Origin of the sequence: Bartonella sp. AC329YNZD (genome assembly GCF_042196685.1) — a bacterium.
Lineage (GTDB): Bacteria > Pseudomonadota > Alphaproteobacteria > Rhizobiales > Rhizobiaceae > Bartonella.
Genome location: NZ_JBHIQS010000001.1, coordinates 209543 through 235345 on the forward strand (window position 1 = coordinate 209543; position 25803 = coordinate 235345).

Here is a 25803-nt window from a genome sequence, read left to right on the forward strand (position 1 = left end):
TGTCCTAAAACCAAAGCTTTATTTTTTGAAAATTGGAAGAGCAACAAAACGATTTTGATCATTTGTTCGCACTTGTAAGAGTATAGCTTTTCGTCCTAACTGCTGAGCATTTTCGATTGTGCTAATAATATCAGAGACTCGTTTAACCGGTTTATTATTCACTGTCACAATGATATCACCAGGGCGTATCCCTTTATCTGCTGCATCTGAATCGGAATCTACATCGGTTACAACCAACCCTACACCATCATCAGAAGGAATAACAATCAAACCATAATCTTCCAATGTTTCATCTAAATCACCGCGTCCACTTGAATATTTTGAACCCTCTTCCTTACTTTCATCTTCAGACATTGAAGCAAGTTTGACTTTGATATTCTTCTCTTTACCTGATCTCCAAATCCCTATATCAACCGTTTCTCCTGGTTTAATATTTGCAATACGTCTCGCTAACTCACGCGCATCGGCAACCTTTTCATTATTCACTGAAATAATGACATCACCAGCCTTAATACCAGCCTTTTCTGCTGGTCCTTTTAACGGATCAGTAACCAAAGCGCCTTTTGCTTCTTTTAGACCTATTGAATCAGAAATCTCCTTTGTTACCGGCTGAATCTGAACGCCTAACCAACCACGCTGAACTGAACCTTTTTCGATAAGTTGCTGTACAACCTGTTTGACAGTCGTTGCCGGAATAGCAAAAGCTATCCCAACGTTTCCTCCAGAAGGAGAAAAAATTGCTGTATTAACCCCAACAACTTTTCCATTAAGATCAAAGGTTGGTCCACCAGAGTTTCCTCTATTAACAGCAGCATCAATCTGAATAAAATCATCATAGACACCCGTGCCAATATCACGTCCGCGCGCTGAAACAATCCCTGCTGTTACAGTTCCACCAAGGTCAAATGGATTTCCAATGGCAACAACCCAATCTCCAACACGAAGCTTTGAATCATCTCCAAAATCAACATAGGAAAATTTCCTGTTATCATTTACTTTTAGTACGGCAAGGTCGGTTTTGGGGTCTTTCCCAATGAGCTTTGCATTCAATTTTGTACCATCATCAAGAACAACAGAATAACTTGTTCCCTCTGAAATTACATGATCATTGGTCACAATGTAACCATCAGACGAAATAAAAAAACCCGATCCAAAAGCGACAGGGCGGAGTCGCTGCGAATGATTGGGAAAATTATTTTTAGGTTTATCAAGATCATAAAACTCTTTAAAAAGCCTTTTCAAAGGGTGTTGATCTGGTAATTGATCAATACCCGGACCACTAAAAAAGTTGCTAAAGAACCAATCTTTTTTCTTTTTATTGCTCTTTACTTGTACTGCAACAACTGCCGGCTTCACTTGAGCAACGATATCTGCAAATCCCTGTTGTGGTATTAACGAAGTCAATACAGAACTTGCATGAGCTTTTGTCGTCCACAAGCTTGATGTACATCCACTAAAAAACAGTGCACTCTCCAATACTGCGGAAAAACTTACTGCAACAAATGTTTTAAAGAATGTTTTTTTTAACATTTATTCTATGCTCCTATTCAATCATTCCTTTATCCCAATTTTGATAACTTATAAAATACCAGACCTTACCGTTTTGTGTCTAAATTATTAAAATTTTGTAAGGTTTCAGTATTCCCCAATATAATACAATAAGGTTGAATGTTCATTGCAGATAATCTGAATTTTTTCTTTATATGTACATCATTTTTAATGCAATGGCATTTTTGATTGTTCTTTTTCATTCACATAATCCATTATTTTTTCACGATTATACCGTCTTAACTGGAAAAATATGACACTGACACCAATGATGATAATTATCAAAGGCGAAAACCATAAAAACCAAGTTGTTTTATTTAAGGGTGGTTTCAAGAGAATAAATTCACCATATCGTTCAACAAGAAAGTCAATGACTTGCTGATTGCTATACCCCATTTTTAATCTTTCCCGAACGAAAAGCCGTAAATCACGTGCTAAAGCAGCATCTGAATCATCAATTGATTGATTTTGGCAAACAGGACAACGCAAACGCGATGAAATATCTCGTGCGCGCGCTTCAAGAGTTGTATCCTTTAAAATCTCATCCGGCTCTACTGCTGTAGCTAATCGAAAAGGGTACGCTGCCATTAAAAAAAATAAAATCCAATAAAATTTTTTCATCTCAATGTCTTCTCCCCAAATTTAAAGCACGCAGCACCCTGTGGTACACGCCAATGCGAAACCAATACCCCAGAAGAGAAAGACATCCTCCCATAGCCATTATGAAAGCCCCTAACCAAATACATATTACATAAGGCTTCCACCATATGTGCACAACAAGACCCCGATTATCGATATGTCCCGGTACAATATAGAGCTGCGATAAGCCATGATTTTGAAGACCAACTTCCGTTGTTGATGTATTTTGACTTGAATAAAATCGCTTTGAGGCTGTTACATAACCAACAATATTTTTATTTTCATATACTTTAAAATAAAACTCCATTGCCGAATAATTTGAACCAACACCATCATGCACTGCATCAAAATAAAGAGTTTTATCCGCTATTGTCACCCTATCTCCTATATTCATGGTTAAAATACGTTCTTGCCCCAAATTGGCCACACAAACAATGCCAAATAATGTAACGCCTAATCCCATATGTGCCATTGCAGCACCAAAAACAGACCATGGCAATCGCAAAAATCTCTTCACGCATACTGAAAAATTTGTCTTGCCATATCCACTCTTTCCCCACAGATTTGCTAAACTGCCTAAAAAAACAAATGCTGAAAGCCCAATGCCTAAAACTGCAAAAATATCATGCAACGATATCGCGTAAAATGTTATAAAACAGATGATACTAACCAATACAAAAACAAACCACAACCGTTCAAAAACTGCGAGAAAATCACCGCGTTTCCATGCCATCATTGACCCAAATGGAACAAACAACAACAGCAAAAGCATGAGCGGTCCACAGGTAAGATTAAAAAAAGCAGCTCCTACAGAAATTTTTTGCCCTGTGAACATCTCAATAAAATAAGGATAGAGCGTACCAATCAATACGGTTGCTGTTATTGTTATGAATAACAAGTTATTTAAAACAATAAATCCTTCACGCGAAATTGGTTGAAAAAATCTTTCTGTTTTAAAAATAGGGATACGCAAAGCAAAAAGAAGAAAAGACACTCCCGTAAAGAAAAATAAAAGTGCAAGAATTGCCTGCCCCCGTGCTGGATCAATAGCAAAGCTATGAACAGAAACTAAAAGTCCCGAACGAACAAGAAAAGTTCCCATTAAAGAAAGAGAAAAAGTTAGCAGCGCCAAAAATAAAGTCCAACTTTTTAATATTTCTCGTTTTTCGAGAACGAGAATAGAATGTAAAAGAGCTGTTCCTGAAAGCCAAGGCATAAACGAAACATTTTCAACAGGATCCCAAAACCAGTAGCCCCCCCATCCTAGCTCATAATAAGCCCAATAAGAGCCAACCATAATACCCAATGTCAAAAAACACCAAGAAAGTAAAAGCCACGGACGAATCCCACGCGCCCAAATTCTATCAACATGTCCCATAATCAATGCCGCAACGGCAAAAGAAAAACAAAGTGAAAAACCGACATACCCTAAGTAAAGTAGCGGTGGATGCATTGCTAATGCGATATCTTGTAAAAGAGGATTGAGACCATTTCCCTGCAATGCTGGTGGATTTACGCGTAAAAATGGATTGGATACAAAAAGAATAAATAAAAGAAAAGCAGTTGTAATCCAACTTTGGCAAATTAAAACAAGCGTCTTAAAATCTTCTGGCAAATGTTGGTTAAAAAAAGCCATCAATGCACTAAAAAAAGCAAGACTTAAAACCCATAACAACATAGAGCCTTCGTGGTTGCCCCAAACACCTGTAATTTTATAGAGCATCGGTTTTTCTGAATGAGAATTCTCAACAACGTTCAAAACAGAAAAATCAGATACGACATAAGCATAAATTATCACTAAAAAAGATAAAAGCAGTAATGTAAAAGTGATATATGTTAGAGGAACAACTGTTTGCATTAACAAACGCTCTCTCCACCAAAAACCTAAAGCAGGTAAAAATGCCCCTAATAAGCTTACTGAAAATGCTGCAGCTAAAAAAATATGACCCAGTTCGACAAGCACAATCGAATTATTTCTCCATAATGTAATGTTTTTTCAAACGATCAGCTGTTTCTTTAGGCATATAAGTTTCATCATGTTTTGCTAAAATACGCATCCCAATAAAAAAGCCCTGTTTATCGAAATGCCCTTCTACGATCACCCCCTGACCTTCACGAAAAAGATCCGGTAAGGCACCATTGAAAACTACTTTTTCATGTTTTTTGTTATCCGTTACAAAAAAAACAACGCCTCTCTCTCCAACATATTGAACAGTTCCCTTTTCAACAAAGCCACCCAAACGCAAAGGGCGCCCCGTTAAAATATCTTCTCTTGTAATTTCAGAGGGCATTCTAAAAAAACTGACCGCATGACGCATTGCATACACTATGAGACTTGCTGCAATTGTCATAACCAAACAACATAATAATATGATCAGTAAGCGCTTTTTTTTTCGCTGCTCTAAAATAACCTTCAACGAAGTAGAACTTTTTAAAGATTGATTGTTCATAGACACTCTGCGAAAAAATTTTAAATACGTTATAATTAAGTATCAATATTTTATTTTTTAAGAGCTTTGCACATCTTCTACATAGGTGCAACTTTTTATCCAATCTCTCATCTTTGCTAATAAGCTTACCAATAGCTTTCTTACTTTTTTCACCAATTTTTATTTAATATATAACCACTTATATTGCGCTCTTTCCATTCTTCATTTCTGTTCTTTAATCGTCTCTACACATACCTTTCTCTTCTAGAATGCCCCCTCTTTTATCTTCCTAAACAGCTTTTCTCTTTTATTTTCTCATCTCAATTGACGCCTATTCCTTTTCTTTGTATGGCCCACTCGATAAATCACGTAACTGAATCATCATTTTTTCAACACGTGATCGTCCTGAAAAATTTTCAGGCATTGTGTCAAGAAAGCTTTGCAAAAATTGCACTGCCTGCGCAGTTTTTCCTGCTTGATGCAATGCATCAGCCAACAATAAACGTGGATAAAAATCTGTTGGCGCTAAATCCGCTGCTTTTTGAAAAGCATTTTGTGCTTCTTGCGTTATCATGCCTCCTTCATAACCAACCAATGCTAAACCATATCCTACAAGCCTTGGAGCTGTCTCTCCATTCAAACGAAGTGCATCTAAATAAGCATTGACCGCCTCTTGAAAATGGCGCTCTTCAAGATACCCTACTGCTAACGCATCTGCGAGCTTGCCATCACGAGGTGATCGGAAAAACAGCACTTGTAAGCGAACAAGCTTTTCTTGCTGACTTAGAATTTTAGGATCTTTATCCATTAATTCGCTAAAAAAATAGCTTTTCACTTCCGGATTACCTGTCAGCCCATAAATACTCCATGTGATGAGAAGAACAAATAAAACACTTAAGGCCTTAAGAATATTCCTTTTTTTATAATGCATATAAAGCTTGTTACACTCAATCGTATGCCTATGACTTCTATCACCATCCATGGTTTGAACTTTTCCTTCTTTCTTTATCCTATCGTCAAAACGGAGTGAAAGAAAAAGAACACTTGCCAGAAAAGCCAGAAAAAATGCTGCAAAAATGAATAAGAGCATATCACTTTTTTCCAATACCAACAGAGAATCTCTCGCTTACCTTTTATCCTCTTCATAAGAAGAGTGATGCTAAATGATAAAAATCATTTTTTCATGGAGTACATTATAAACTTATATAAAATATATTGTTCATTTCTCTCATATAGATCACCTCTATCAAGAAAACAAAAACAAGGCTTTATTTTCTATTTTGATTATAAATACAGATCTTCTGAAATGCCTCCTTACCTTTTTGTATTGTCTGAAAATATTGCTTTACACACCTTATAGATGTTTTCTGATAGAGGAAAAAATATGTTATTCTCCTATCTTGGGTAATAAAACTTTTGCATACAACCCACCCAAATCAGAACGCGATAAAAAGAGATTGCCGCCATATTCATTGACCATATCTGAAACAATTGCTAACCCTAAACCTGTCCCCGGTTTACTTTCATCAAACCGCCGGCCTCTTTTTAATGCTTCATCAATTTTATCTTCTGTTAAACCAGGACCATCATCTTCAACAAGGATACTGAAATATTTCTCTTCTTCAACATTTTCTTCTATACAACAAGAGATCAACACCTTTGTGCGAGACCACTGAGTAGCATTTTCAATCAAATTTCCTATAATTTCTTCTAGATCTTCCTTCTCTCCAGAAAAAACAATATCATCAACATCCATAATAAATTCAATTTTTTTTTCAGGATTAAGCTTTTTCATAACCCGCACTAAACGATCAATCACACTGCGAACAGATGTATGATAGATAATACTATCGCATTGTGCTGCAATCCGCGCCCGCTGAAGATAATGATTGATTTGAGCACGCATAATTTGCGTTTGCTCTCTCAACAGACACGCCTTTTCTCCGTGCATCTTATCGGTCTCATTCATAATCACGGATAGAGGCGTCTTCAATGAATGCGCGAGATTACCAACCTGTGTGCGAAATCGCTCAATAATACGCTGATTATTATTAATGAGAGCATTCATCTCTTGTACAAGCGGCATCACTTCACTGACTAAATCCGTATTCACATAATGAACTCTTCCTTCGCGAATATCATTCAATGCACGTCGAATAAGCTTCAACGGTTGAAAACTAAAGAAAATAATAGCAATATTAATAAGAACACTCCCAATACCAAAACTCCAAAGAAAAATTTGCAAAGTTTGCTTAAATTCCTTTACTTGGGCATGGGCTTCATCGATATTCCCAACAAGCCGAAAACGTGCAATATGATTTTTATTATCAAGAACAACATCACTCTCAATCACTTGTAGCTTTTGGCCATCGTTTCCCTTGATCCGATAAGAGCGAAAAAATTTATTATCAAAAGGTATATCGACTTCGCTTGGGGTAAATATCTTTCCTGTTCCCAATGAGGGAGATGTCAATCTTCCTTTTAAATTATGGGATATCGCAACAACTTCCCAATACCATCCCGTTGTTGGATCAGAATAACGAATATCATCAATCTCAGCCCCTCCTTTCAAAATGCCTTCCGGTGAAACCATGACTGTTGCAATAAGACTGTAAAGTTGAGCAGAAAGGATACGCTCTAAGCTTTGTTCAGTTGAACGTTTATAAAATAAAATACTCACTGCAGAAATCGATAAAAGAGAAATCACAACCCATAATGTTGATAAAATCATAACACGTAAACTGAGAGACCGCGTAATGACAAAAAATAGCTTCCCAAACCAATTATCCTCCTTGAAAATATTCATTTATCACCTGGCGTTCTGACGCGATATCCCATTCCTCGAATAGTCTCAATAAAATCTACTCCAAGCTTTTTCCGTAACCGACCTACAAAGACTTCCACCGTATTCGAGTCCTTATCAAAATCCTGATCATAAAGATGTTCGGTAAGCTCCGTTCTTGAAATAACCCTGTCACAATGATGCATGAGATACGAAAGAAGTCTAAATTCATAAGATGTTAGTTTAATCAATTGACCATCCACAAAAACACGAGACGTCTTCGTATCCAATAAAACATTTCCACAACATAATGCACTTGTCGCATGTCCGGTAGCGCGACGAATTAATGCCCGTAAGCGCGCCATTACTTCCTCCAAATGAAATGGCTTCACAACATAATCGTCAGCCCCTGCATCAATACCAAGCACCTTATCAGACCAACGATCTCGCGCCGTTAGTATTAAAACAGGCATGGAGTACCCTTCTTGACGCCACTTTTCAACAACACGAATACCATCAATAGACGGTAAGCCTATATCAAGGATCACTGCGTCATAAGACTCTGTACTGCCTAAAAAATAAGCCTCTTCACCATCGAAAGCACTATCAAAAACATATCCTGCATGCTTTACAGCTTCTGCTAATTGATGGTGAAGATTCCGATCATCTTCAGCAATTAAAATACGCATGACAACATCTAATACTAATCGGCAGGAACCACAACCTCAACACGGCGCAATTTCTCACCATTACGGGCTGGCACAACAACCACAATTGCACACATATCCCTTCCATCCTCAACAACCAGTTTTGAACGGACGAGAACCCCCTTCTCCTGAATTGCAACCTTCTTCCCAACCTCAGCGCAATCAGCTGCTCGAACAGAATCTGCTCCTAAAAAAGATGCTAACATTACAACTAAAAAAACTTTTTTCATCATAGATACTTTAATAACTTATTATTCTTCCTTCTGAAGAATAAAAGAAATAATGTTTTTTTTTGGTCGATTAAAAAATCACAAACGGAAACAATTTATCATTTATCTTACAGAAGAACATATTAACATTACTCCAAATTTTTAAAAAATAAAAAAAATATTTTTAATAATGATAATAAAATTTATTCAATAAAATAATAAAATATTAATATAATATCTTACAAAAAATGCATAATTCTAAAACAAATTCTTTCTCTGTTATAACTATAGAAAAAAAATACTTCTACTCCATATACTTATTGTAGATTTGTTTGGTTGTATTGCTTTGCCATAGGCTCTCTTTAAATGTTTGATTTTTTTAAAAAAAAGAAAGGGCAACACCGTAAGCCATTTCATAGTCCTGCTCTCATTGAATTAGACGCACGATTAGACACAGCGCTTTATCACATTCGTTCTGCTAACAGTTTTTTCTGGAAAAAGGCAAAAATCGTCTCACAAAACTTTCATCTTCAAGGATGGAAACGTTTTATTGTTGAAGTTCTCGATGAAATACTAACATTAGGGTTGATGGGATTTACTCTTTTCACCATTTTGGGCATTTCTGTTTTTGAACTTACCAAAACAGATTGGTCTTCTCCTAAAAACTTTTCCATTCTTTTTCTCGATCTCTATGGAAATCCAATTGGACACCGTGGTGCAATGCCGGCTATTTCTGTCCCTGTTGAAGAAATGCCTGACACTGTTATTAAAGCCGTTCTTGCCACAGAAGACCGTCGTTTTTTTGATCATTGGGGCGTTGATTTTCAAGGACTTACACGGGCAATTTCACAAAATATTCAAGCTAAAGGGGTGGTGCAAGGTGGTTCAACTCTCACACAACAATTGGCTAAAAATTTATTCTTAACAAACGAGAGAACCATAACACGTAAAATCAAAGAAGCTTATCTTGCTCTTTGGCTAGAAGCAAATTTTAGTAAAAAGCAGATTTTGCAACTTTATCTTGACCGAGCCTATATGGGAGGAAACAATTTTGGTATTGCAGCCGCTGCAAAATTTTATTTTGGAAAAGATATCCGTCATGTATCTTTGAGTGAATCTGCTATGTTAGCAGGACTCTTTAAAGCTCCAACAAAATATGCCCCCCATAGTCATCTCTTTGCTGCTCAAACACGTGCCAATGTCGTCCTTTCTAATCTTGTTAATAGTGGCTTTATGACAAAAAGCCAGATTATCAATGCGCATCGCCACCCTGCTAAGGCACTTCCCCAAATAGAAAATAATCAGCCAGATTATTTTCTTGATTGGGCATTCGAGGAAGTCAAAAAAATGCGCAATCAACTTCCAAGCCATAGTTTAATTATTCAAACAACCCTTGATCCGAATATTCAAAAAGCAGCAGAAGAATCAATTGCCTATCATTTACATCAATATGGTCAACAATATCGTGTAACACAAGCAGCCACCGTTATACTCGATAATAACGGTGCGGTATGTGCAATTGTTGGAGGACTAGATTACAAAAAGAGCCAATTTAACAGAGCAACACAGGGCGGTCGACAACCTGGTTCTTCATTCAAACCTTATGTTTATGCAGCCGCAATGGAACATGGATTATCACCCTCAACAATCGTTCTAGATGCTCCCATCAATTGGGGAGGTTGGACACCCAAAAATAATTCTGGTCGTTATTTGGGGAAAATTGATTTAGCAACAGCTTTAGCCTTTTCCATTAATACAGTCCCTGTTTATCTCACCTACCAATATCTTAACCGCGATACCCAACCTATCATAGATCTCATCAAGAATATGGGGATTAACGCGCATATTTTATCACACAAAACGATGGTTCTTGGCACTTCCAACATGACCCCCATGGATCAAGCTACAGGCTTTAATGTCTTTGCCAATGGAGGAATAGCGGGTAATCGTCATGGGTTTACGCAAATCAAAACAATTGATGATCGTGTTGTGTGGGATTTCGAACATAACGGAAAAAAACTACACCGAGTTCTGAGTGAACAATCAGCAGCTTATATGAATCAAATGATGGTGGGTGTCACAACACGAGGATCTGGTAAGCGTGCTGCGTTGCCCATGACTCTTGTCGCTGGGAAAACTGGAACATCACAATCTTATCGTGATGCTTGGTTTGTTGGCTTTACGGGAAATTATACGGGAGCGGTATGGATGGGAAATGATAATTTTTCACCGATGAATCGTGCTTTTGGGGGTGGCGTTCCTGCCATGATATGGCATCGTATCATGCTTGCTGCGCATCAAAATATTATGCTCAAACAGCTCTATGGTGTTAAAGATTCTCTCCTTCCTTATCAGCCTCCAGTACTTTCTTCCCGTGTAGATTCTGAAGTTCCTTCCCCAATACCCTCTACGCTTTCTCCTGAAACATTAAATATCGTGCGATTGATTAACAAAGATCTGAAAAAACCATCTGCAATTTCTTTGAAGATGAAAACAACTGGAGATTCAACATTTTGAATTCAAGATATTCACTGATGTTTTTTAATATCACCATTTTCTTTTTTATCTTCGCTTTTTCCATTTTATGTGGAAAACTGAGTGTCGATTATGTGCTCAATTCCTTTCCTCATTTTGGACGCTTTAGAATTGGAAAATGGAGTGCTTATCCACAAATGGGAACTGCCAATATGGATCCTTATACCCGCGCCCGCACCGCTAAACAAGGCATAGTTTCACTCGGACGAACTGAAGGTATTCAATTCCAGATTTGGCAAGATAACCAAGGGCGTCCACTTCATCATCACTGTCATTATTTGCTCAAAGGCACCATCCCTGAAACCCGTCTTTTTACCCTTTATACAGCTGACAAATCCCTTAAACCCTATACTTCATCCAAAGAAATACCTTTTGAACTTCACACTAACAATATTATCTATGAGCATGATGGCTCATTGCGCATCAATATTTCACCCACACCGCAAACCGGTAATTGGCTTGCAACAATTAGTCAAAAAGAATTCGGGCTTATTCTTACTTTATACGATACTCCAATCATCTCAGCAACGGCATTACAAAAGCTCACAATGCCCTCTATAGAACAAATTCCATCAGGACAAATAAATTGTGATTAGATTTATTTATACCGCACTTCTTGCAATCATTGGCGCTATTATCGTTCATATTTGCGTTCTCTTTCTGATCCCCTATTGGGCACAAGATAATATATGGACAGCACTAAAAAAATCTGGAACCTCTTATCAATTTGTCGATTTTACGCCCAATAATCCTATTCAGCAATCTGCTGATCCACTCTTTCTTCTTAAAGTCTGCAGATTTAATCTTGAAAATGGACCTGTTCATTTAAAAGCTTTGAAAACACGACAATTTTGGTCACTAGCAGCCTACACACACGACGGAATTATTTTCTATAGCCTTAATGACCGAACAGCCCCTGATGCGACACTTGATCTTATCATTGGAAAACCAATACAAATCATAGAACTCAAAAAATCAAAACCTAAAAAAAATGCCAATTCAGTTTTGGTTGCTAAAAATTTGAATGAAGGGTTTGTTATTTTACGTATTTTTGTCCCTTCTTCCCTTGCAAAAAAAGAAAGTGAAGCTTTTCTTTCATCTGCGACCTGTCGCATATTTTATGAATAAAAACGGACTAACCTCTCATTTGTACAATACCTTACTTTCTGTACAAAATACATGAAGCCTATCAAAATGGTTATCTTTTTTCTCTATTAATCAAATATTCGAATTCAGATTTATCTGATTGTAGATCCCTAAATTTTTTATTGAGGTAGAATGAAATCTCTATTGCACATAATCATATCCTATTTGAGACGCATTATCTGACAGAAAAAATTCCCCGCCATTAGAAGAGAAAAATCAAGAGTAAAGTTCTAAAAATATATGCTGCTAACAACCGTAGAACTTGTTATTTGAGTTTACTTCTTTTTATTTACAAAAATTCCCATAAAATTCGCATCAATGACATAATAAATTATAGAAGAAATATTGTTTACCTTCAATGAAGTGCTAAAATAACCGCTGGAAACTTATAAGACATTACGCATCCTTGACCTCAAAAATAAGTGCTTTATTTTTGGTTTATGAGCAGAAGCTTTTTGTAAGATAGCACTCTGAAAAAACTTGGCTTATAGTTTACAATTGAGGGGAAAAACTTCATGAAGAAGAGATATGTTCGGTTCGTTTCAAGAGCAGCAGTATGGTCCCCTCGATTTGGTGGTTTAGCCTTCTTTATTTTATTATTTTCGGTCATTTTACAACGTTTTTCCGTACTTAACGTAAGCGACTTCATAATCTTGATAGGTATCTCTACTGGCTGTGTAATTATTTCTCTTTTTCTGGCTCTTAAAGCACTTCATAGTTTGTGGGTCTATGGTGCTCTAGGGGGAATGAAAGCTTTAAAAGGGATCATTTATTCATTAATAACTGCGACACCATTGATGCTCTTTTTTGGACTTTGGTTTACCTTACCAGCTCTTTACGATATTTCTACCGATACACAAAGACCACCGGCTTTTTTTCGCACAATACGTCCCAGCGATGCTTTACCGCTCAAAAGTGTTTTGACTGAACAAGCAACATTACAGATCTCACAATGGCCAGAAATGTCAGGGCGCCGTTATGATGGATCACCTGACCGTATTCGCGAATCTGTTCTCAATGTTTTAGAAGCCTATGATTGGCCTGTTGTAGCTCAAAAAAAGTTTAAAGGTGAAGAAGATGCGCTTTATATTGAAACAATGGCCAAAACTTTTTACCTTGGCTTTATTTCAGATATTGTTATTCGTTTAACGAATGAAGGGGATACAACTTTTGTTGATATGCGTTCTGCTTCTCGTTATTTGCCAAGAGATTTGGGAACCAATGCTGCTTTTATTATCGATTTTATGGATGCGCTTGATACAGAAATCGCCTCACTTCCTCTTTCTCAAGATGATGAGTAGAAACTAGAAGTATAGTAAGTTATATTAGTAAATCAGCTTATTTTTCAATAAATTATGATATATAAAAAAATAATCACTTTTCAAAAACTATAAACTAAAAATTCTTATACAAAAGATAATATTCTTAAACCTAACCATTCTTGAAATAATGAAAAAGATTAAAAAAATAGGAAATAAAAAAACAGAAATATTGATAATAATATTAAAGTCTCTGTCTAAATGTAATCAGTAAATATTTTTTTAAGTTTAATATTATAAATTATTATAAAACTCATATCAAAACATTATCATATAAAGATAATAAATAATACATTATCATATAAAGATAATAAATAATCATTGTTCATAGAAATAACGTATACAAATAAAAACTGTTATAGAAAGTAATATAGTAAATATAATGAAAAAAAATGTCGTGAAAAAATTTTTTTCACAATTTCTTTGTTACTATAACCTTTAAATTTATAATGTAAAAACATGGAATAGAAAAATATAAAGAAAAAACATGTAGAAGATAATAATTCTGAAATAATACGAATAATATCAATCATAAAAAATCCAAATTAAAAACATATAAAAACAATAAACATTAATATATATTATTTCATATAAAAATTAATAATTTAAAATAATATAAAAAACGAATTTATTATTAATTAATGATTTAATTTTAATATTTTTTTCATTACATACCTTAGATACATAATACAATTTAAATAAATATAATTAAACAAAAAATGCAAAAAATAATTCATAAAATATATTAAAATTATAGATAACAAATAAAATTTCCAAATTAATCTATAATTATAAATTAATAATGAATAATCATTGTTCATAGAAATAACGTATATAAATAAAAAATGTCATAGAAAATAATATAAAGAACAAAAATATTCTTAACAAAATTTTTTTCCAAATTTCTTTTTTACTATAACCTTTAGATTTATAATATGAAAACAATGTATAGAAAAATATAAATAAAGCACCTATAGAAAATAATAATTCTACAATAATACTAATAAGCTCATTCATAAAAAAAATCCAAAATAAATATATAATTTTGTAAAATTATGCACCTAAACCTTCCAGTCAAGTTTGTAGACACATAATTATGCCTACAAGCTTGTTCATTTTAGAAATATCTGCTAATTTTTATATTAGCGGTAACATTCATAGGCTGTATATCCCAAACCTGTACCAAATCCTACTGCAGAGCCAACTCTTCCTCCTAACATTAGACCTTACATAGCGCCTATTGGTCCTCCAACTGTCCCCCCCCATAACTCCACCAATTACCACTCCCATATTCTATCCCCTACGTCCCATTGAAAATCCTGCTGAGAGATAATCTCCAACAGTACACCCAGGTCGTGATTCACTGCTTGAAAAATTCATTGATGAAATATTTGACCACGTATTAGAAACATAAGACCAACCATTAGAAAAAATAGAACTAAATGAACCAAACATATAAATCCCCCTTTATATTTTGTAAAAAAACATATCAGAACGATACAATTAAGATGGTTAGCATGCAGTTTAGCACGGCTATTAGCACTCTATCAAGCTACTTAGGGGCTTATTTAGCCAATCGGCTTACGCTAGAATTTGGACGACGCGTTTACACCCATCTTTTAAGGCTCTCCTGCCTGTTTTACGCCATTAGCAAATGGGAAAACTGTTTTCACATATTGGAAAGATTAATACAATTCGTGCTTTTTAAGAAAAAACTCTGTAAAAAAATAAACTTAGCAAATTTGATTATAAACTTATAGCTACATAAATTTATAGATACGCAAACAATCTATAACAAAAAATAGAATTTTCGTATAGAATGTTGCTTTTTCTATCTCTTTTTAACTAAGTCAGCTCATTTTCTGAAATGTAAAAAGTCTACATAGATATAAAACAAATACTAAAAATAAATCTTATTTAACCTGATAAAAAACATATCATATATAATAATATTTTAATTTAAAATAATTTATCTATTTTACGAATGATTTTATATATATAGAGATATAGATAGAAATTTAGAATTCTATAAATAATAAACTTAACTCAAATAAATCTAATTTTATATTCTTTTCAACTTCTTAATCTAAGTATATAAGAAAAAATTTTTAAATTATACATAATAAGAAAGTCAAAACATAATATATATAATTAAAAATAATATAAACTTATTTAAATGAAAGTTGTTTTTTATAATAAGTTAAATATAAATACTAATATCTAATATATTTAAAAGAAAAATAAATAAAAAAAATGCTAAAAAGAACAAAAAGAACAAAACAAATGTCTTAAGCGATTCCTTTATACTATTTTTCCAACTGTCACCACTGTATCTATAAATTAATGCAAATAAAAATATAAAAATAAATATTGAATACAACACATCAAAAACATTACTCATTAATAGTGAAATAATATTATCACCAATATACATAATAAACATCCGAAATAAAATATCTATTATCACACACAAAAATATCCCTGAAATCAGTTTAGCCATAGCTTTAAAGTATGTTTACAATATCACTGATCTCAGAAATATCTTACTAGCTATTTTCTAAATAAATTAGAAACAGCCTCCCTCCATTTTACGGATGGCATTGATTGTACTTATCTTTTAAACCGTTAACAGCTCCCATTACTCCGCCTGCGGCTGCTCCTTCCGGACACCACTTAATAAACCAATTAATGCTCCTGTGCCTCCCTTTATGACCGCTGATTCAACATAATCGCCTACTTCACAACTTGGATTCGGATGGCATTGATTGTATTTATCTACCATGGCGTCACCAGATCTTCTAGTCCACCTACTACTGCTCCACTCACAAAGCCAGCACCTGCACCTCCTAGTTTAGCAATAGAACCTCCGACTGCACACCAGCAACACCTCCTACTAATGCTCCTACGATGCCGCCTGCGCTTGCTGCTTGGGAATGAGCGCCTGCGCTACAATCATCTTCTTCTGGAAAAAGCCAACTTTTTGGATGTGAGTTACTAATTGAATTATGTGATGAGCATGCTATTTAGCAAAAAATAAACTATAATTTGTAAAAATATATAAATTATAATAAATAATAAAATACTGATAACAACTTTATTTTATATTATTTTAAAATTCCCATATATTCAATTAATAAATTTGCAGCATAATATAATATAAAAAACCTAACTGTTGATAATGTTGTCCTTTTTATACTCCAGTTCTCACCTTTAAATCTATTGTAAAAAAACATGCAAAGTCCAAATCCAATTGCTGTCACTAAGGAGCTAGTAAAAGTATGCATAACAAAAAATCCAGACTGAAATTTCATCTACTTTATGAAGTCTTTAATATATATAGAAAGTATAATTCAAATAATAAACTTAACTTAATTAAGTATAATTTTATATATAAACAATATTTATAAAATTCCCATATATTTAACTAATAAATTTCCAGCATAATATAATATAAAAAACATAATTGTTGATAATATTGTCCTTTTTATACTCCAGTTCTCACCTTTAAATCTATTGTAAGAGAACATTAAAAATCCACATATAAACGTTGCCAATAAGGAGCCAGTAAAAGTATTCATAACAAAAAAATCCAAAATAAAATATCTATTATTACACACAAAAATATCCCTGAAATCAGTTTAGCCATAGCTTTAAAGTATGTTTACAATATCACTGATCTCAGAAATATCTTACTAGCTATTTTCTAAATAAATTAGAAACAATGTCCCTCCACTTTACGGATGACATTGATTGTACTTATCTATCAAACCGCTAACAGCTCCCATTACTCCGCCTGCGACTGCTCCTTCCGGACCACTTAATAAACCAATTAATGCTCCTGCGCCTCCCTTTATGGCTGCTGATTCGACATAATCGCCTGCTTCACAACTTGGATTCGGATGGCATTCATTGTACTTATCTATCAAACCGTTAGCAGCTCCTCCTAATCCGCCTGCTAGTGCTACTTCCGGCCCCAATAATGCACCACTTGCTGCTCCTATGCCTCCGTGTATGGCAGCTGCTTCAACATAATCGCTTGTTTCACACCTTGGTGCCGTATAGCATTTATTGTATTTATCTACCACAGCGTCACCAGCTCCTGCTAGTCCACCTCCTATTGCTCCATTGACAAAGCCAGAACCAACACCTCCGGGTCCAGAAAAAAGACCTCCAACTGCACCAGCAATACCTCCTATTAATTCTCCTACGATGCCACCTGCACCTGCTGCTTGGGAATGAGCACCTGCGCTACAATCATCTTCTTCTGGAAAAAGCCAACTTTTTGGATGTGAACTACTACTTGAATCATGCGATGAGCTTGAACTACCCATTTAAATCCTCCTTTTATTATTAGAAACAACTGTATCATAATGATGCAGTGAGAAATTCTTTACTTCTTACTTTATAAGAAGTCAAACATAAGTTGTAAAAATAATAATAAAAATACTGTATAAATAATAAATACATTATGTTTATATTATATTCATACAAAATGTATATTTTGTTGAGTAATAATACTATTTACAATACTGTTTAAATATGCGACATCCATCGCTCTTTCTCTTAAACAAAATCATAAAATCAAATGAGTCATTCACAAGAAAAACCTGTAGCCTTCTCTTGGTTTACAAGAACAACAAAGAAATATATTTATTATGTCATCGAACTCAGTTGCGTTGCTGTTGTTTTGCGTTTGTTGGGCTTGGTAAATCCTTTTATTTTTCAAGCGATTATTGACCGTATTCTCCCTTTTCAGCGTATTGAAAGTCTCTATGCTATCGTTGTCTTGATGGTTGCTATCATGCTGTTTAGCACAGCTCTTAGCACTCTATCAGGTTATTTAGGAGCTTATTTAGCCAATCGGCTTACGCTAGAATTTGGACGGCGCATTTATACCCATCTTTTAAGTCTCTCTTTGCCCACTTTACGCCGTTGGCAAGTGGGAGAATTGTTTTCACGTATTGGAGAGGTTGATACAATTCGCGGTTTTTTAACAGGAACCATCACCACAACTGTGCTAAATGTTCTCTTTGCCATTATTTATATTGTTGCACTCTTTTCCATTAGTCCGAAACTGACCTTCATTGTCCTTATCATTTTACCTTTACAAATGGGTTCTTTAGCGTTGGTCGGTCCCTTCTTGCGCCACCAATTACGCCGTTCTTTCACTCTGCAAGCTGTCCATAAATCGCGCCTTATTGAAAGTTTTACCAATCTTGAAGCCATTAAAGCACACGTAAAAGAAGCTGCTCATACGGTACGCATGCAAGAAACTCTAGCACGTAGTCTGGATCAAAGCCTTACAACCAGTAAATTGCATCTTCTCAATGGAGCCATGAGCCATATTTTTGGTGATCTTTTCACTATTTTTATTATCTTTTTTGGTGCTCAAGCAGTTCTTCAAAACCAGATTACGCTAGGGCAACTTATTGCCTTTCATCTTCTTGCAGGCAATGTTTCTGGTCCTATCTTAAGCCTTGCATCCCTATGGGAAGAATGGCAGCATTTGAAAATCTCTCGTCTTCGTTTGGGCGATATTCTTAACTCCCCTCCAGAATGGGAAGAAGAAAAGCCGCCTCTTCAACTCAGTGCTCCTCCTCATCTTGAAGCCAACGATCTCTGTTTTTCTTATGGAGATAAGTCCATTATCAATCATCTTGATATCTGTTTACAACCTGGGCAACCAATTATGTTACTTGGTCCTTCAGGGTGCGGAAAAACAACCTTGGCGAAGCTCCTTTGTGGACTCTACCCCCCAACAAGCGGAAAGATATTGATTAACGCCCAACCTTTACAGAATTTTGATGTCCGTAGCGTGCGTGAAACTATCGCGTATTTTCCTCAAAATCCTTGCCTTTTTTCCGGAACCATTCTTGAGAATATGCTTCTTGCAAAACCAGATGCCACTAAAGATGAAATTGACGCTGCACTATATATTAGTGCTTGCCATGATTTGATTGCTCAGTTGCCTCTAGGACTCCATACTCAAGTAGGAGAGCAAGGTGGTTTTTTATCAGGTGGTCAGCGCCAACGCTTGGCTTTGGCTTGTTTCTTTCTGATAAACCCAAGCCTTCTTATTTTGGATGAACCTACTTCCGCATTGGATGACGCTGTCAGTGCACAAATTGTTGAGCATTTATATAAACTTTCACAAGATCGTATTGTTCTTGTTATTACCCACAAAAGTGACCTCTTTCCTCAGCATGCAACCGTCTTAAACTTTACTGATTTGGAGGCAAAAAATGGCAGATAAAGCTCCCTATTTGCGCCCTTTGTCACCAACGCTTCATATGGTGGTTGCTGTTTTGATTGCTTTATTTCTCTTTATTGTGATCGGCAGCTTTATCGCAAAAACAGAGATTGTTGCACGGGGGCAAGGAAGTGTTATTCCCACCACCTATGTTCAGCTTGTCCAAGCGCAAAATACAGGACGCATTGAAAAAATCCTTGTAAAAGAAGGGCAATTTGTTCATCAAGGGGATCTCCTTATTCAATTAGATCCCCGTGAAGCCCTCAATGAGTGCGCACGTGTTCAAGCAGATATCGCGCAACAAACTCTTCAAGCACAAATCGCAACAGCTATTTTAACAGCTTTGCATGAAAGTGATCCTTTGGATAAAGATTTTGTGACCAAAGGGCTTGCCTATCTGCCAGCTCCTCCTTCTGGCAACACGACTGCAAGAATAGAAGGTGAAAAACTCATTAGCGCTACCCTTCAATCTCTCCAAGATAAATTAAGAGCGCTAAAAGCACAAGCGGACCGCGTCGAGCGCAGCGGTGCAACACAACATGCGCAATTAGATAGGTTGGAAGATGATCGTCAATTAAGCCAAGGAAAATTAAAAGCTGCAAAAAGCCTGATGGAAACAAAAGTCATTAGCCAAGCCGTTTACTTAGAGCGTTTACATGACTTTAAAAATGTCGAGCATGAAATTTTAACCAATCAAAGACGTTTGGAAGAAAATGCCGCCGAAATAAATACCCTCCGCCAACAACGGAAAAGTCTCATTTCCGATGAAATCGCCCGCTATCGGCAACTTTCGCGTGAAACAGAACTGAATCTTCAAGGATTAAAAGCAAAGCTTGATAGCACTCAATACCATCTTGACCACTTATCACTTTATGCACCTGTTGATGGACGTATCGATGATTTAAGTATCCATACTTTGGGCGGCTTTGTAGAGGCTGGTAAAACTCTCATGCGCATTGTCCCTGGTGCGGGCGGTCTCATTATTGAAGCATTTTTTGATAATCGAGATATTGGTTTTTTAGAAAAGGGCCAACGTGCTTACATCAAGTTTTCTGCCTTTCCGCCTGAACGTTTCGGTGTTATCCACGGCTCAGTCGTTAATGTAGGCGCTACAGCACGCTATAATAAAGAAATTAATGGTGTCTACGCTGTTTTAATCAAAATTGACCAAGATCATATCACTTTGAATAACAAACAATTTAAATTTATCCCTGGCATGACTGTAACAACGGATGTCATTACCTCAAAACGGCGTCTCATTTCTTATTTCTTTGAACCTATCACCAAAATTTTAGAACAGTCCCTAAAGGAAAGATAATGTCTGTAAATGAAAATCCATCACCATCACTCATAGATCCTCTTACGGCTTTGGGTGCCATGGTTGTTTTAATGCTTACATCTCCCTTATACCGCCGCTGGCGAATTTGGGATATAGACCGAAACTTAGGTCCAGCTTTACAGACTGGGCAATACAAGCTCTATAAAAATGAACGTGGAGAATTTTGCGCCTTTATCACCTGGGCTTTTTTAGATGAGAAAAATCATCAATCTATGCTTGAAAAGGGAGAATTTTTACCCGATGCCAATTGGCAAAATGGAAAATACGTATGGTTTATTGATTGTGTAGCACCTTATGGCCATACTGCTCATATTGTACGTGATATGCAACGAAATATATTTCCTGATCAGCGTTATTGTTATGCTGTACGACGTAATGAAGATGGTGGAATAAGAAAAATCGCACGCTGGTGTTGTTATAGAGCGCAAAATCCAGCCAAATAGTTTTTCTAAAGCAAGTGCGCATAAATCATTTAAGCCCCACTCTTATAAAGAAAAATCCCTAAAATAACTATTTTGACTATAGTTATAGTAAGAGCCACTCCGCTACAAACGCGTATTTCCCCTCTGACCAATCCGATATGAATGGCTAAAGATAATATAAGAGGTTTAATCCACTCTCAACTCTATGATTTCTCAAGTTTATGATTGATTCATTTCACTAAAGGCTGGCTGGGGTACCTGGATTCGAACCAGGGAATGCCGGTACCAAAAACCGGTGCCTTACCGCTTGGCTATACCCCAAAAAAACACGCTTTATAGCGACTCCTGCACCTTATAGCGATTCCTGTGATTGGACGCAATATCTGAAAATCAAAGACCTTACTTTTTTATCATAAAATTTCTGAGTCTTGTATGGCATTGCCATCGATACAAATTCGTAGCAGAAACTGATATACAATTGTGATTTTAACATAAGTAGCAACCATTTATCCACCAATTATTTTGCTCTTTGTATTGAGGTCTTAGGAACAAAACATGAAAATCTTTCAGTTTACTCATGTATCTAATAAATTTGCATATGATTTACTTTTCTTGATATATTAAAATCTCATCTTGCTCAATTTAAGAAAAAAGCTGTCACCACATTGGCAACCGGTAAGTGTATGATAGTGTTGCTGTGCTCTTGCATTAAGCATAAAGATGGTAATGTCCACTAATTTTTACATTATATTATTCATGGGTAGCACCATAAAATAAAATCAAGCACATTGAAAAATATTTCCTAAAAAATAACACTTAATATTCTGTTGAAAACATTATGATACACCAATAAACTGGAAGAGTTTTGCAAAAATTAAAAACATTTTATATGGTATTTGAAAAAATAGATATACAAAAACAAGGAATAATAGCTATTTCCATTTACTTTTTATTCAAAAGATAATGATATTCATTACCCGCTCATAGATGTAAAAAATCTTCAGAAGCAATCTTTATGTAGACCAATACCCTTTTTGATTGATGAATATACATTTCCTAAAAGCTTCTTTTACAAAAAGAGAGACATTAAAACTATTTCATACAAACTAGGTATTCAACATTTGCTTTTAAATTCGGTAAATGGCAAATTAGGCTTATGAAATAAGCTTAACAATTAGAATCGAGGAGATTTTTAAATGGCTTTTGAATTGCCCCCGTTGCCTTATGATTACGATGCCCTTTCGCCTTATATGTCACGCGAAACGCTTGAATATCATCATGATAAGCATCACCTTGCTTATCTTACCAACACCAATAATTTTGTGAAAGAGTTAGGCTTAGAAAATGAAAGCCTTGAAGATATTGTTAAAAAAAGTTTTGGAAAAAATATTGGTTTGTTTAATAATGCAGCGCAGTATTACAATCATAACCACTTTTGGCTTTGGATGAAAAAAAATGGTGGTGGCCAAAAACTTCCTGAAAAGTTAGCAAAAGCTATTGACGCTGATCTAGGTGGTTATGACAAATTCCGCGCTGATTTTATTGCTGCTGCTAGTGCCCAATTTGGTTCTGGATGGACGTGGGTTGCTGTTAAAGATGGCAAGCTTGAAATTATGAAAACCCCTAATGGTGAAAATCCCTTAGTGCACAATGCTCGCCCTATTTTGGGTGTCGATGTGTGGGAACATTCCTATTACATTGATTATCGCAATGCTCGACCGAAGTACCTCGAATCCTTTGTAGACCATTTAATTAATTGGGACTATGTTTTAGAACTTTATGAAGAATGTGAATTTTAAACTATCTAGATAACTTTTTAGTGTATGAAAGTCTCTATAATCCAATAAATTATCGGAGACTTTCATACAGAAGTATTATGGATTAGCAAAAGTCTTTTCCTGCTATCTTTAGAATATATGCATAGATATAGGCAACTTCTTCTAGCTTTGAAAAACGTCCAGCTGCACCAGCGTGCCCTGAATCCATATTAATACGTAATAAAACTGCATTATCGTCTGTTTTTAGGTCTCGTAATTTTGCCACCCATTTTGCAGGCTCCCAGTAAGTTACACGAGGATCTGTTAATCCTGCCATCACAAGTATAGGGGGATAGTTTTGAGCTTTGACATTATCGTAAGGGGAATAGGAAGCAATAAGCTTATAATCTTCTTCTGATTCAAGAGGGTTCCCCCATTCACCCCATTCTGGAGGTGTGAGTGGCAATGAAGCATCTAACATTGTCGCTAAGACATCAACAAAAGGCACATTCGCTACGATCCCAGCAAAATCCTGGGGAGCTATATTGGCAATGGCTCCCATCAACATCCCCCCTGCTGAACCACCATGGGCAATCAGCCGGTCGTGAGAAGTGAATTTATTGTTTACAAGGTAACGCCCACAAGCAATAAAATCTGTAAATGTATTGTACTTAAAGAGATGTTTTCCTTTCTCATACCACTCTACTCCCTTTTCTTTTCCTCCGCGAATATGAGCAATAGCGTAAATAAAACCTCTGTTTACTAGAGAAAGTACATTACTATTGAAACTGGCAGGAATAGAAATCCCATAAGCACCATAACCGTAAAGCAGACAAGGCGCACCACCATCAAGGGGAGTGTTTTTGTGGTAAAAAAGTGAAATAGGAATCTTCTCGCCATCGTCTGCTATTGCTATAATCCGTCGTGTTACATATGCATCTTTATTATGCCCAGAGGGAATTATTTGCGTTTTTAAAAGCATTCGTTTACAACTTTTCATCTCATAATCAAACACTTGATCAGGTGTTGTCATAGACGAATAGGAAAAACGAATAGTTGGACTGTTATATTCTGCAACTCCTTGCAGACCTAAAGAATAAGCCTCTTCAGTAAAAGCGATGGAATTAACTTGTTTAGTGGTACGTTCCATTACTTTTATACGTGGAAGCCCCTCAAAACGTTCGATCCAGACAAGAAAATCTTGATAAGCATCATGGGATAATATTAGGCACCCAAGCTGATGTGGGACAAACTCAGACCAATTTTCTGATTGTGGAGATGTATATGGCGCTACCATAATTTTGAAATCTTTTGCATTATCTAAATTGGTTAGAATATAAAAGACATCACCACCCTCTGTAAGTGAATATTCAATACCTTGTTGTCGTTTCCGTACACATTGGGGAACAGTAAAAGGCGCCTCAGCAGGAATTAACCAGATCTCGGATGTTTCATGATCATGAATATTAATATAAATAACATCATTAAGCTTAGAACCGCTTACATCTAAGAAAAAACATGGATTGTCTTCACGAAAAATAAGCTTATCTTGTGATTGATCTGTGTTTAATTGGTGATAATAGAGCTCTGAAGGTCGGTGGTTTTTATCCATCTTAGTATAGAAAAAACCTTCAGACCTAGCATCCCATACAATTTGACCAGATGTATCAGTAACTGTGTCCGTACAGTCAGACAATGTCTCAAAATTACGAATTTTAGCTGTATAGAACTCTGATCCTTTGTCATCATAGGTCCATACCACATGTGTATGGTCAGGAGATTCTTGAACTGAACCAAATTTAAAATATTCTTTGCCTTCTGCCAAGACATCACCATTAAGGTACACGTTTTTTTCTCCGCCATTCCTTGGTGTCCGAAAATAATGTGGCTGTTGGCCTCCGGTAACATAAGAGAATCCGTAAGCAAAAGGACCATGTTTTATAGGAACAGAACTATCATTCTCTTGGATCCTGTTTTTCATTTCTGTAAAAAGCAAATCTCGTAATGGTTTTGTATCAGCCATTTGAGCTGATTGATAAGCATTTTCTTTTTCAAGATGCTGTCGAATATTGGGGTCAAGACAGTTAGGATCTTTAAAAACATCTTGCCAGTTAGACGCACGTAGCCAATGATAGGGATCATCACGAAAAATACCATGATATATTTCCTTATGAGTGATTCTAGATGCTTTGGGAGGAATTGCAAAAGTGCGAGTCATACACAATCCTATATTAAAATATGTTAATAGCTTCAGTTATATGTTAGAATCATACTTATTTATGCAAGTGTAAAAATCTATAAGTCCTACTCACTTGCAAAAATAGTGCTATGATAATTTTACAATTAATATCCTTCTATTCATTACATATCACTGCTATTGTTTTCTAGGAATATAATACCATTTTATAATAAAAGAGGTTGGTAAGGTAATTATGCTATAAAAAGAAGAAGTTGATTTTTAAAAAACAGTATAACTGAACACTTTTATAGAAAGATATAAATATAGAAAGATATATATATAAAGATTTTTCATTATATTATGAAATAATGAAAAATATTCCACGCCATTTTAATGAAATAATTTTATATTGTAATATTAATAATTTTTATTTTTAAAATTTAATAACTTATAAATTAAAATAATTATTTATATGGTGTATTTTTATAGTTAACAATTTTATTTTTATTTTCTAAATAAATAATAAATTTTATCCTATATTT

Annotated in this window: 19 protein-coding genes and 1 tRNA gene; 8 read left to right on the forward strand and 12 right to left on the reverse strand. The window is 35.4% G+C overall.

What is annotated here, in order from left to right; translation table 11 throughout:
* Window positions 1-18: 18 nt before the first annotated feature.
* The 8 genes from ACFIMW_RS00855 to ACFIMW_RS00890 form a co-directional block, all read right to left on the reverse strand.
* A complete protein-coding gene (locus ACFIMW_RS00855; protein WP_375607777.1) occupies window positions 19-1530 on the reverse strand; it encodes a Do family serine endopeptidase in 1512 nt (503 codons plus the stop codon).
* Window positions 1531-1716: 186 nt separating this feature from the next.
* Window positions 1717-2169, reverse strand: coding sequence for a cytochrome c-type biogenesis protein CcmH (locus tag ACFIMW_RS00860; protein WP_375607778.1), 453 nt, complete (start codon window positions 2167-2169; stop codon window positions 1717-1719).
* A 1-nt stretch (window position 2170) separates the two neighbouring features.
* Entirely contained in the window at window positions 2171-4150 is a 1980-nt protein-coding gene (locus ACFIMW_RS00865) for a heme lyase CcmF/NrfE family subunit (RefSeq protein WP_375607779.1), read from the reverse strand.
* A 7-nt stretch (window positions 4151-4157) separates the two neighbouring features.
* On the reverse strand, window positions 4158-4637 hold the full coding sequence (gene ccmE, locus ACFIMW_RS00870; RefSeq protein WP_375606368.1) for a cytochrome c maturation protein CcmE: 480 nt from the start codon (window positions 4635-4637) through the stop codon (window positions 4158-4160).
* A gap of 310 nt (window positions 4638-4947) precedes the next feature.
* On the reverse strand, window positions 4948-5706 hold the full coding sequence (locus ACFIMW_RS00875) for a tetratricopeptide repeat protein (protein ID WP_375607780.1): 759 nt from the start codon (window positions 5704-5706) through the stop codon (window positions 4948-4950).
* A 297-nt stretch (window positions 5707-6003) separates the two neighbouring features.
* Window positions 6004-7422 carry an ATP-binding protein gene (locus ACFIMW_RS00880; protein WP_375607781.1) on the reverse strand — a complete coding sequence of 473 codons (1419 nt, stop codon included), beginning with the start codon at window positions 7420-7422 and terminating at the stop codon, window positions 6004-6006.
* The gene (locus ACFIMW_RS00885) at window positions 7419-8087 is read right to left on the reverse strand and encodes a response regulator transcription factor (RefSeq protein WP_375607782.1); all 669 of its coding nucleotides are present in this window, start codon (window positions 8085-8087) and stop codon (window positions 7419-7421) included. Before ACFIMW_RS00885 ends, ACFIMW_RS00880 begins: the two co-directional genes overlap by 4 nt.
* A gap of 14 nt (window positions 8088-8101) precedes the next feature.
* Window positions 8102-8338, reverse strand: coding sequence for a hypothetical protein (locus tag ACFIMW_RS00890; protein ID WP_375607783.1), 237 nt, complete (start codon window positions 8336-8338; stop codon window positions 8102-8104).
* A 342-nt stretch (window positions 8339-8680) separates the two neighbouring features.
* On the opposite strand from ACFIMW_RS00890, the gene ACFIMW_RS00895 reads away from it, so the two are divergent.
* From ACFIMW_RS00895 to ACFIMW_RS00910, 4 genes are all read left to right on the forward strand, one after another.
* Window positions 8681-10831 (forward strand): transglycosylase domain-containing protein, encoded by a 2151-nt coding sequence (locus ACFIMW_RS00895; RefSeq protein WP_375607784.1) that lies wholly within the window; start codon window positions 8681-8683, stop codon window positions 10829-10831.
* A gap of 17 nt (window positions 10832-10848) precedes the next feature.
* A complete protein-coding gene (locus tag ACFIMW_RS00900; RefSeq protein WP_375606374.1) occupies window positions 10849-11445 on the forward strand; it encodes a DUF1214 domain-containing protein in 597 nt (198 codons plus the stop codon).
* On the forward strand, window positions 11438-11977 hold the full coding sequence (locus tag ACFIMW_RS00905) for a hypothetical protein (RefSeq protein WP_375606375.1): 540 nt from the start codon (window positions 11438-11440) through the stop codon (window positions 11975-11977). Before ACFIMW_RS00900 ends, ACFIMW_RS00905 begins: the two co-directional genes overlap by 8 nt.
* Before the next feature lie 533 nt (window positions 11978-12510).
* Window positions 12511-13296, forward strand: coding sequence for a DUF1499 domain-containing protein (locus ACFIMW_RS00910; RefSeq protein ID WP_375607785.1), 786 nt, complete (start codon window positions 12511-12513; stop codon window positions 13294-13296).
* Window positions 13297-14607: 1311 nt separating this feature from the next.
* Here the strand turns inward: ACFIMW_RS00910 and ACFIMW_RS00915 are convergent.
* Both ACFIMW_RS00915 and ACFIMW_RS00920 read right to left on the reverse strand, forming a co-directional pair.
* Window positions 14608-14769, reverse strand: coding sequence for a hypothetical protein (locus tag ACFIMW_RS00915; protein WP_375607786.1), 162 nt, complete (start codon window positions 14767-14769; stop codon window positions 14608-14610).
* Window positions 14770-17048: 2279 nt separating this feature from the next.
* Complete coding sequence (locus ACFIMW_RS00920) at window positions 17049-17645, reverse strand: hypothetical protein (RefSeq protein WP_375607787.1); 597 nt, start codon at window positions 17643-17645, stop codon at window positions 17049-17051.
* A 254-nt stretch (window positions 17646-17899) separates the two neighbouring features.
* Here ACFIMW_RS00920 and ACFIMW_RS00925 point away from each other — a divergent pair, with 254 nt between their 5' ends.
* The 3 genes from ACFIMW_RS00925 to ACFIMW_RS00935 are packed head-to-tail and all read left to right on the forward strand — an operon-like array spanning window position 17900 to window position 21346.
* A complete protein-coding gene (locus ACFIMW_RS00925; RefSeq protein ID WP_375607788.1) occupies window positions 17900-19567 on the forward strand; it encodes a peptidase domain-containing ABC transporter in 1668 nt (555 codons plus the stop codon).
* Entirely contained in the window at window positions 19557-20882 is a 1326-nt protein-coding gene (locus ACFIMW_RS00930) for an HlyD family type I secretion periplasmic adaptor subunit (RefSeq protein WP_375607789.1), read from the forward strand. The genes ACFIMW_RS00925 and ACFIMW_RS00930 overlap by 11 nt, the downstream gene beginning before the upstream one ends.
* Complete coding sequence (locus ACFIMW_RS00935; protein WP_375607790.1) at window positions 20882-21346, forward strand: toxin-activating lysine-acyltransferase; 465 nt, start codon at window positions 20882-20884, stop codon at window positions 21344-21346. Before ACFIMW_RS00930 ends, ACFIMW_RS00935 begins: the two co-directional genes overlap by 1 nt.
* 225 nt (window positions 21347-21571) lie before the next feature.
* Here ACFIMW_RS00935 and ACFIMW_RS00940 read toward each other — a convergent pair.
* Window positions 21572-21646, reverse strand: a tRNA-Gln gene (locus ACFIMW_RS00940).
* Between the two features lie 875 nt (window positions 21647-22521).
* On the opposite strand from ACFIMW_RS00940, the gene ACFIMW_RS00945 reads away from it, so the two are divergent.
* A complete protein-coding gene (locus ACFIMW_RS00945) occupies window positions 22522-23124 on the forward strand; it encodes a superoxide dismutase (RefSeq protein WP_375606385.1) in 603 nt (200 codons plus the stop codon).
* 82 nt (window positions 23125-23206) lie between these two features.
* Here ACFIMW_RS00945 and ACFIMW_RS00950 read toward each other — a convergent pair whose 3' ends face one another.
* Window positions 23207-25300: a S9 family peptidase gene (locus tag ACFIMW_RS00950; RefSeq protein WP_375607791.1), complete on the reverse strand. Its 2094-nt coding sequence runs from the start codon at window positions 25298-25300 to the stop codon at window positions 23207-23209.
* Window positions 25301-25803 lie beyond the last annotated feature (503 nt).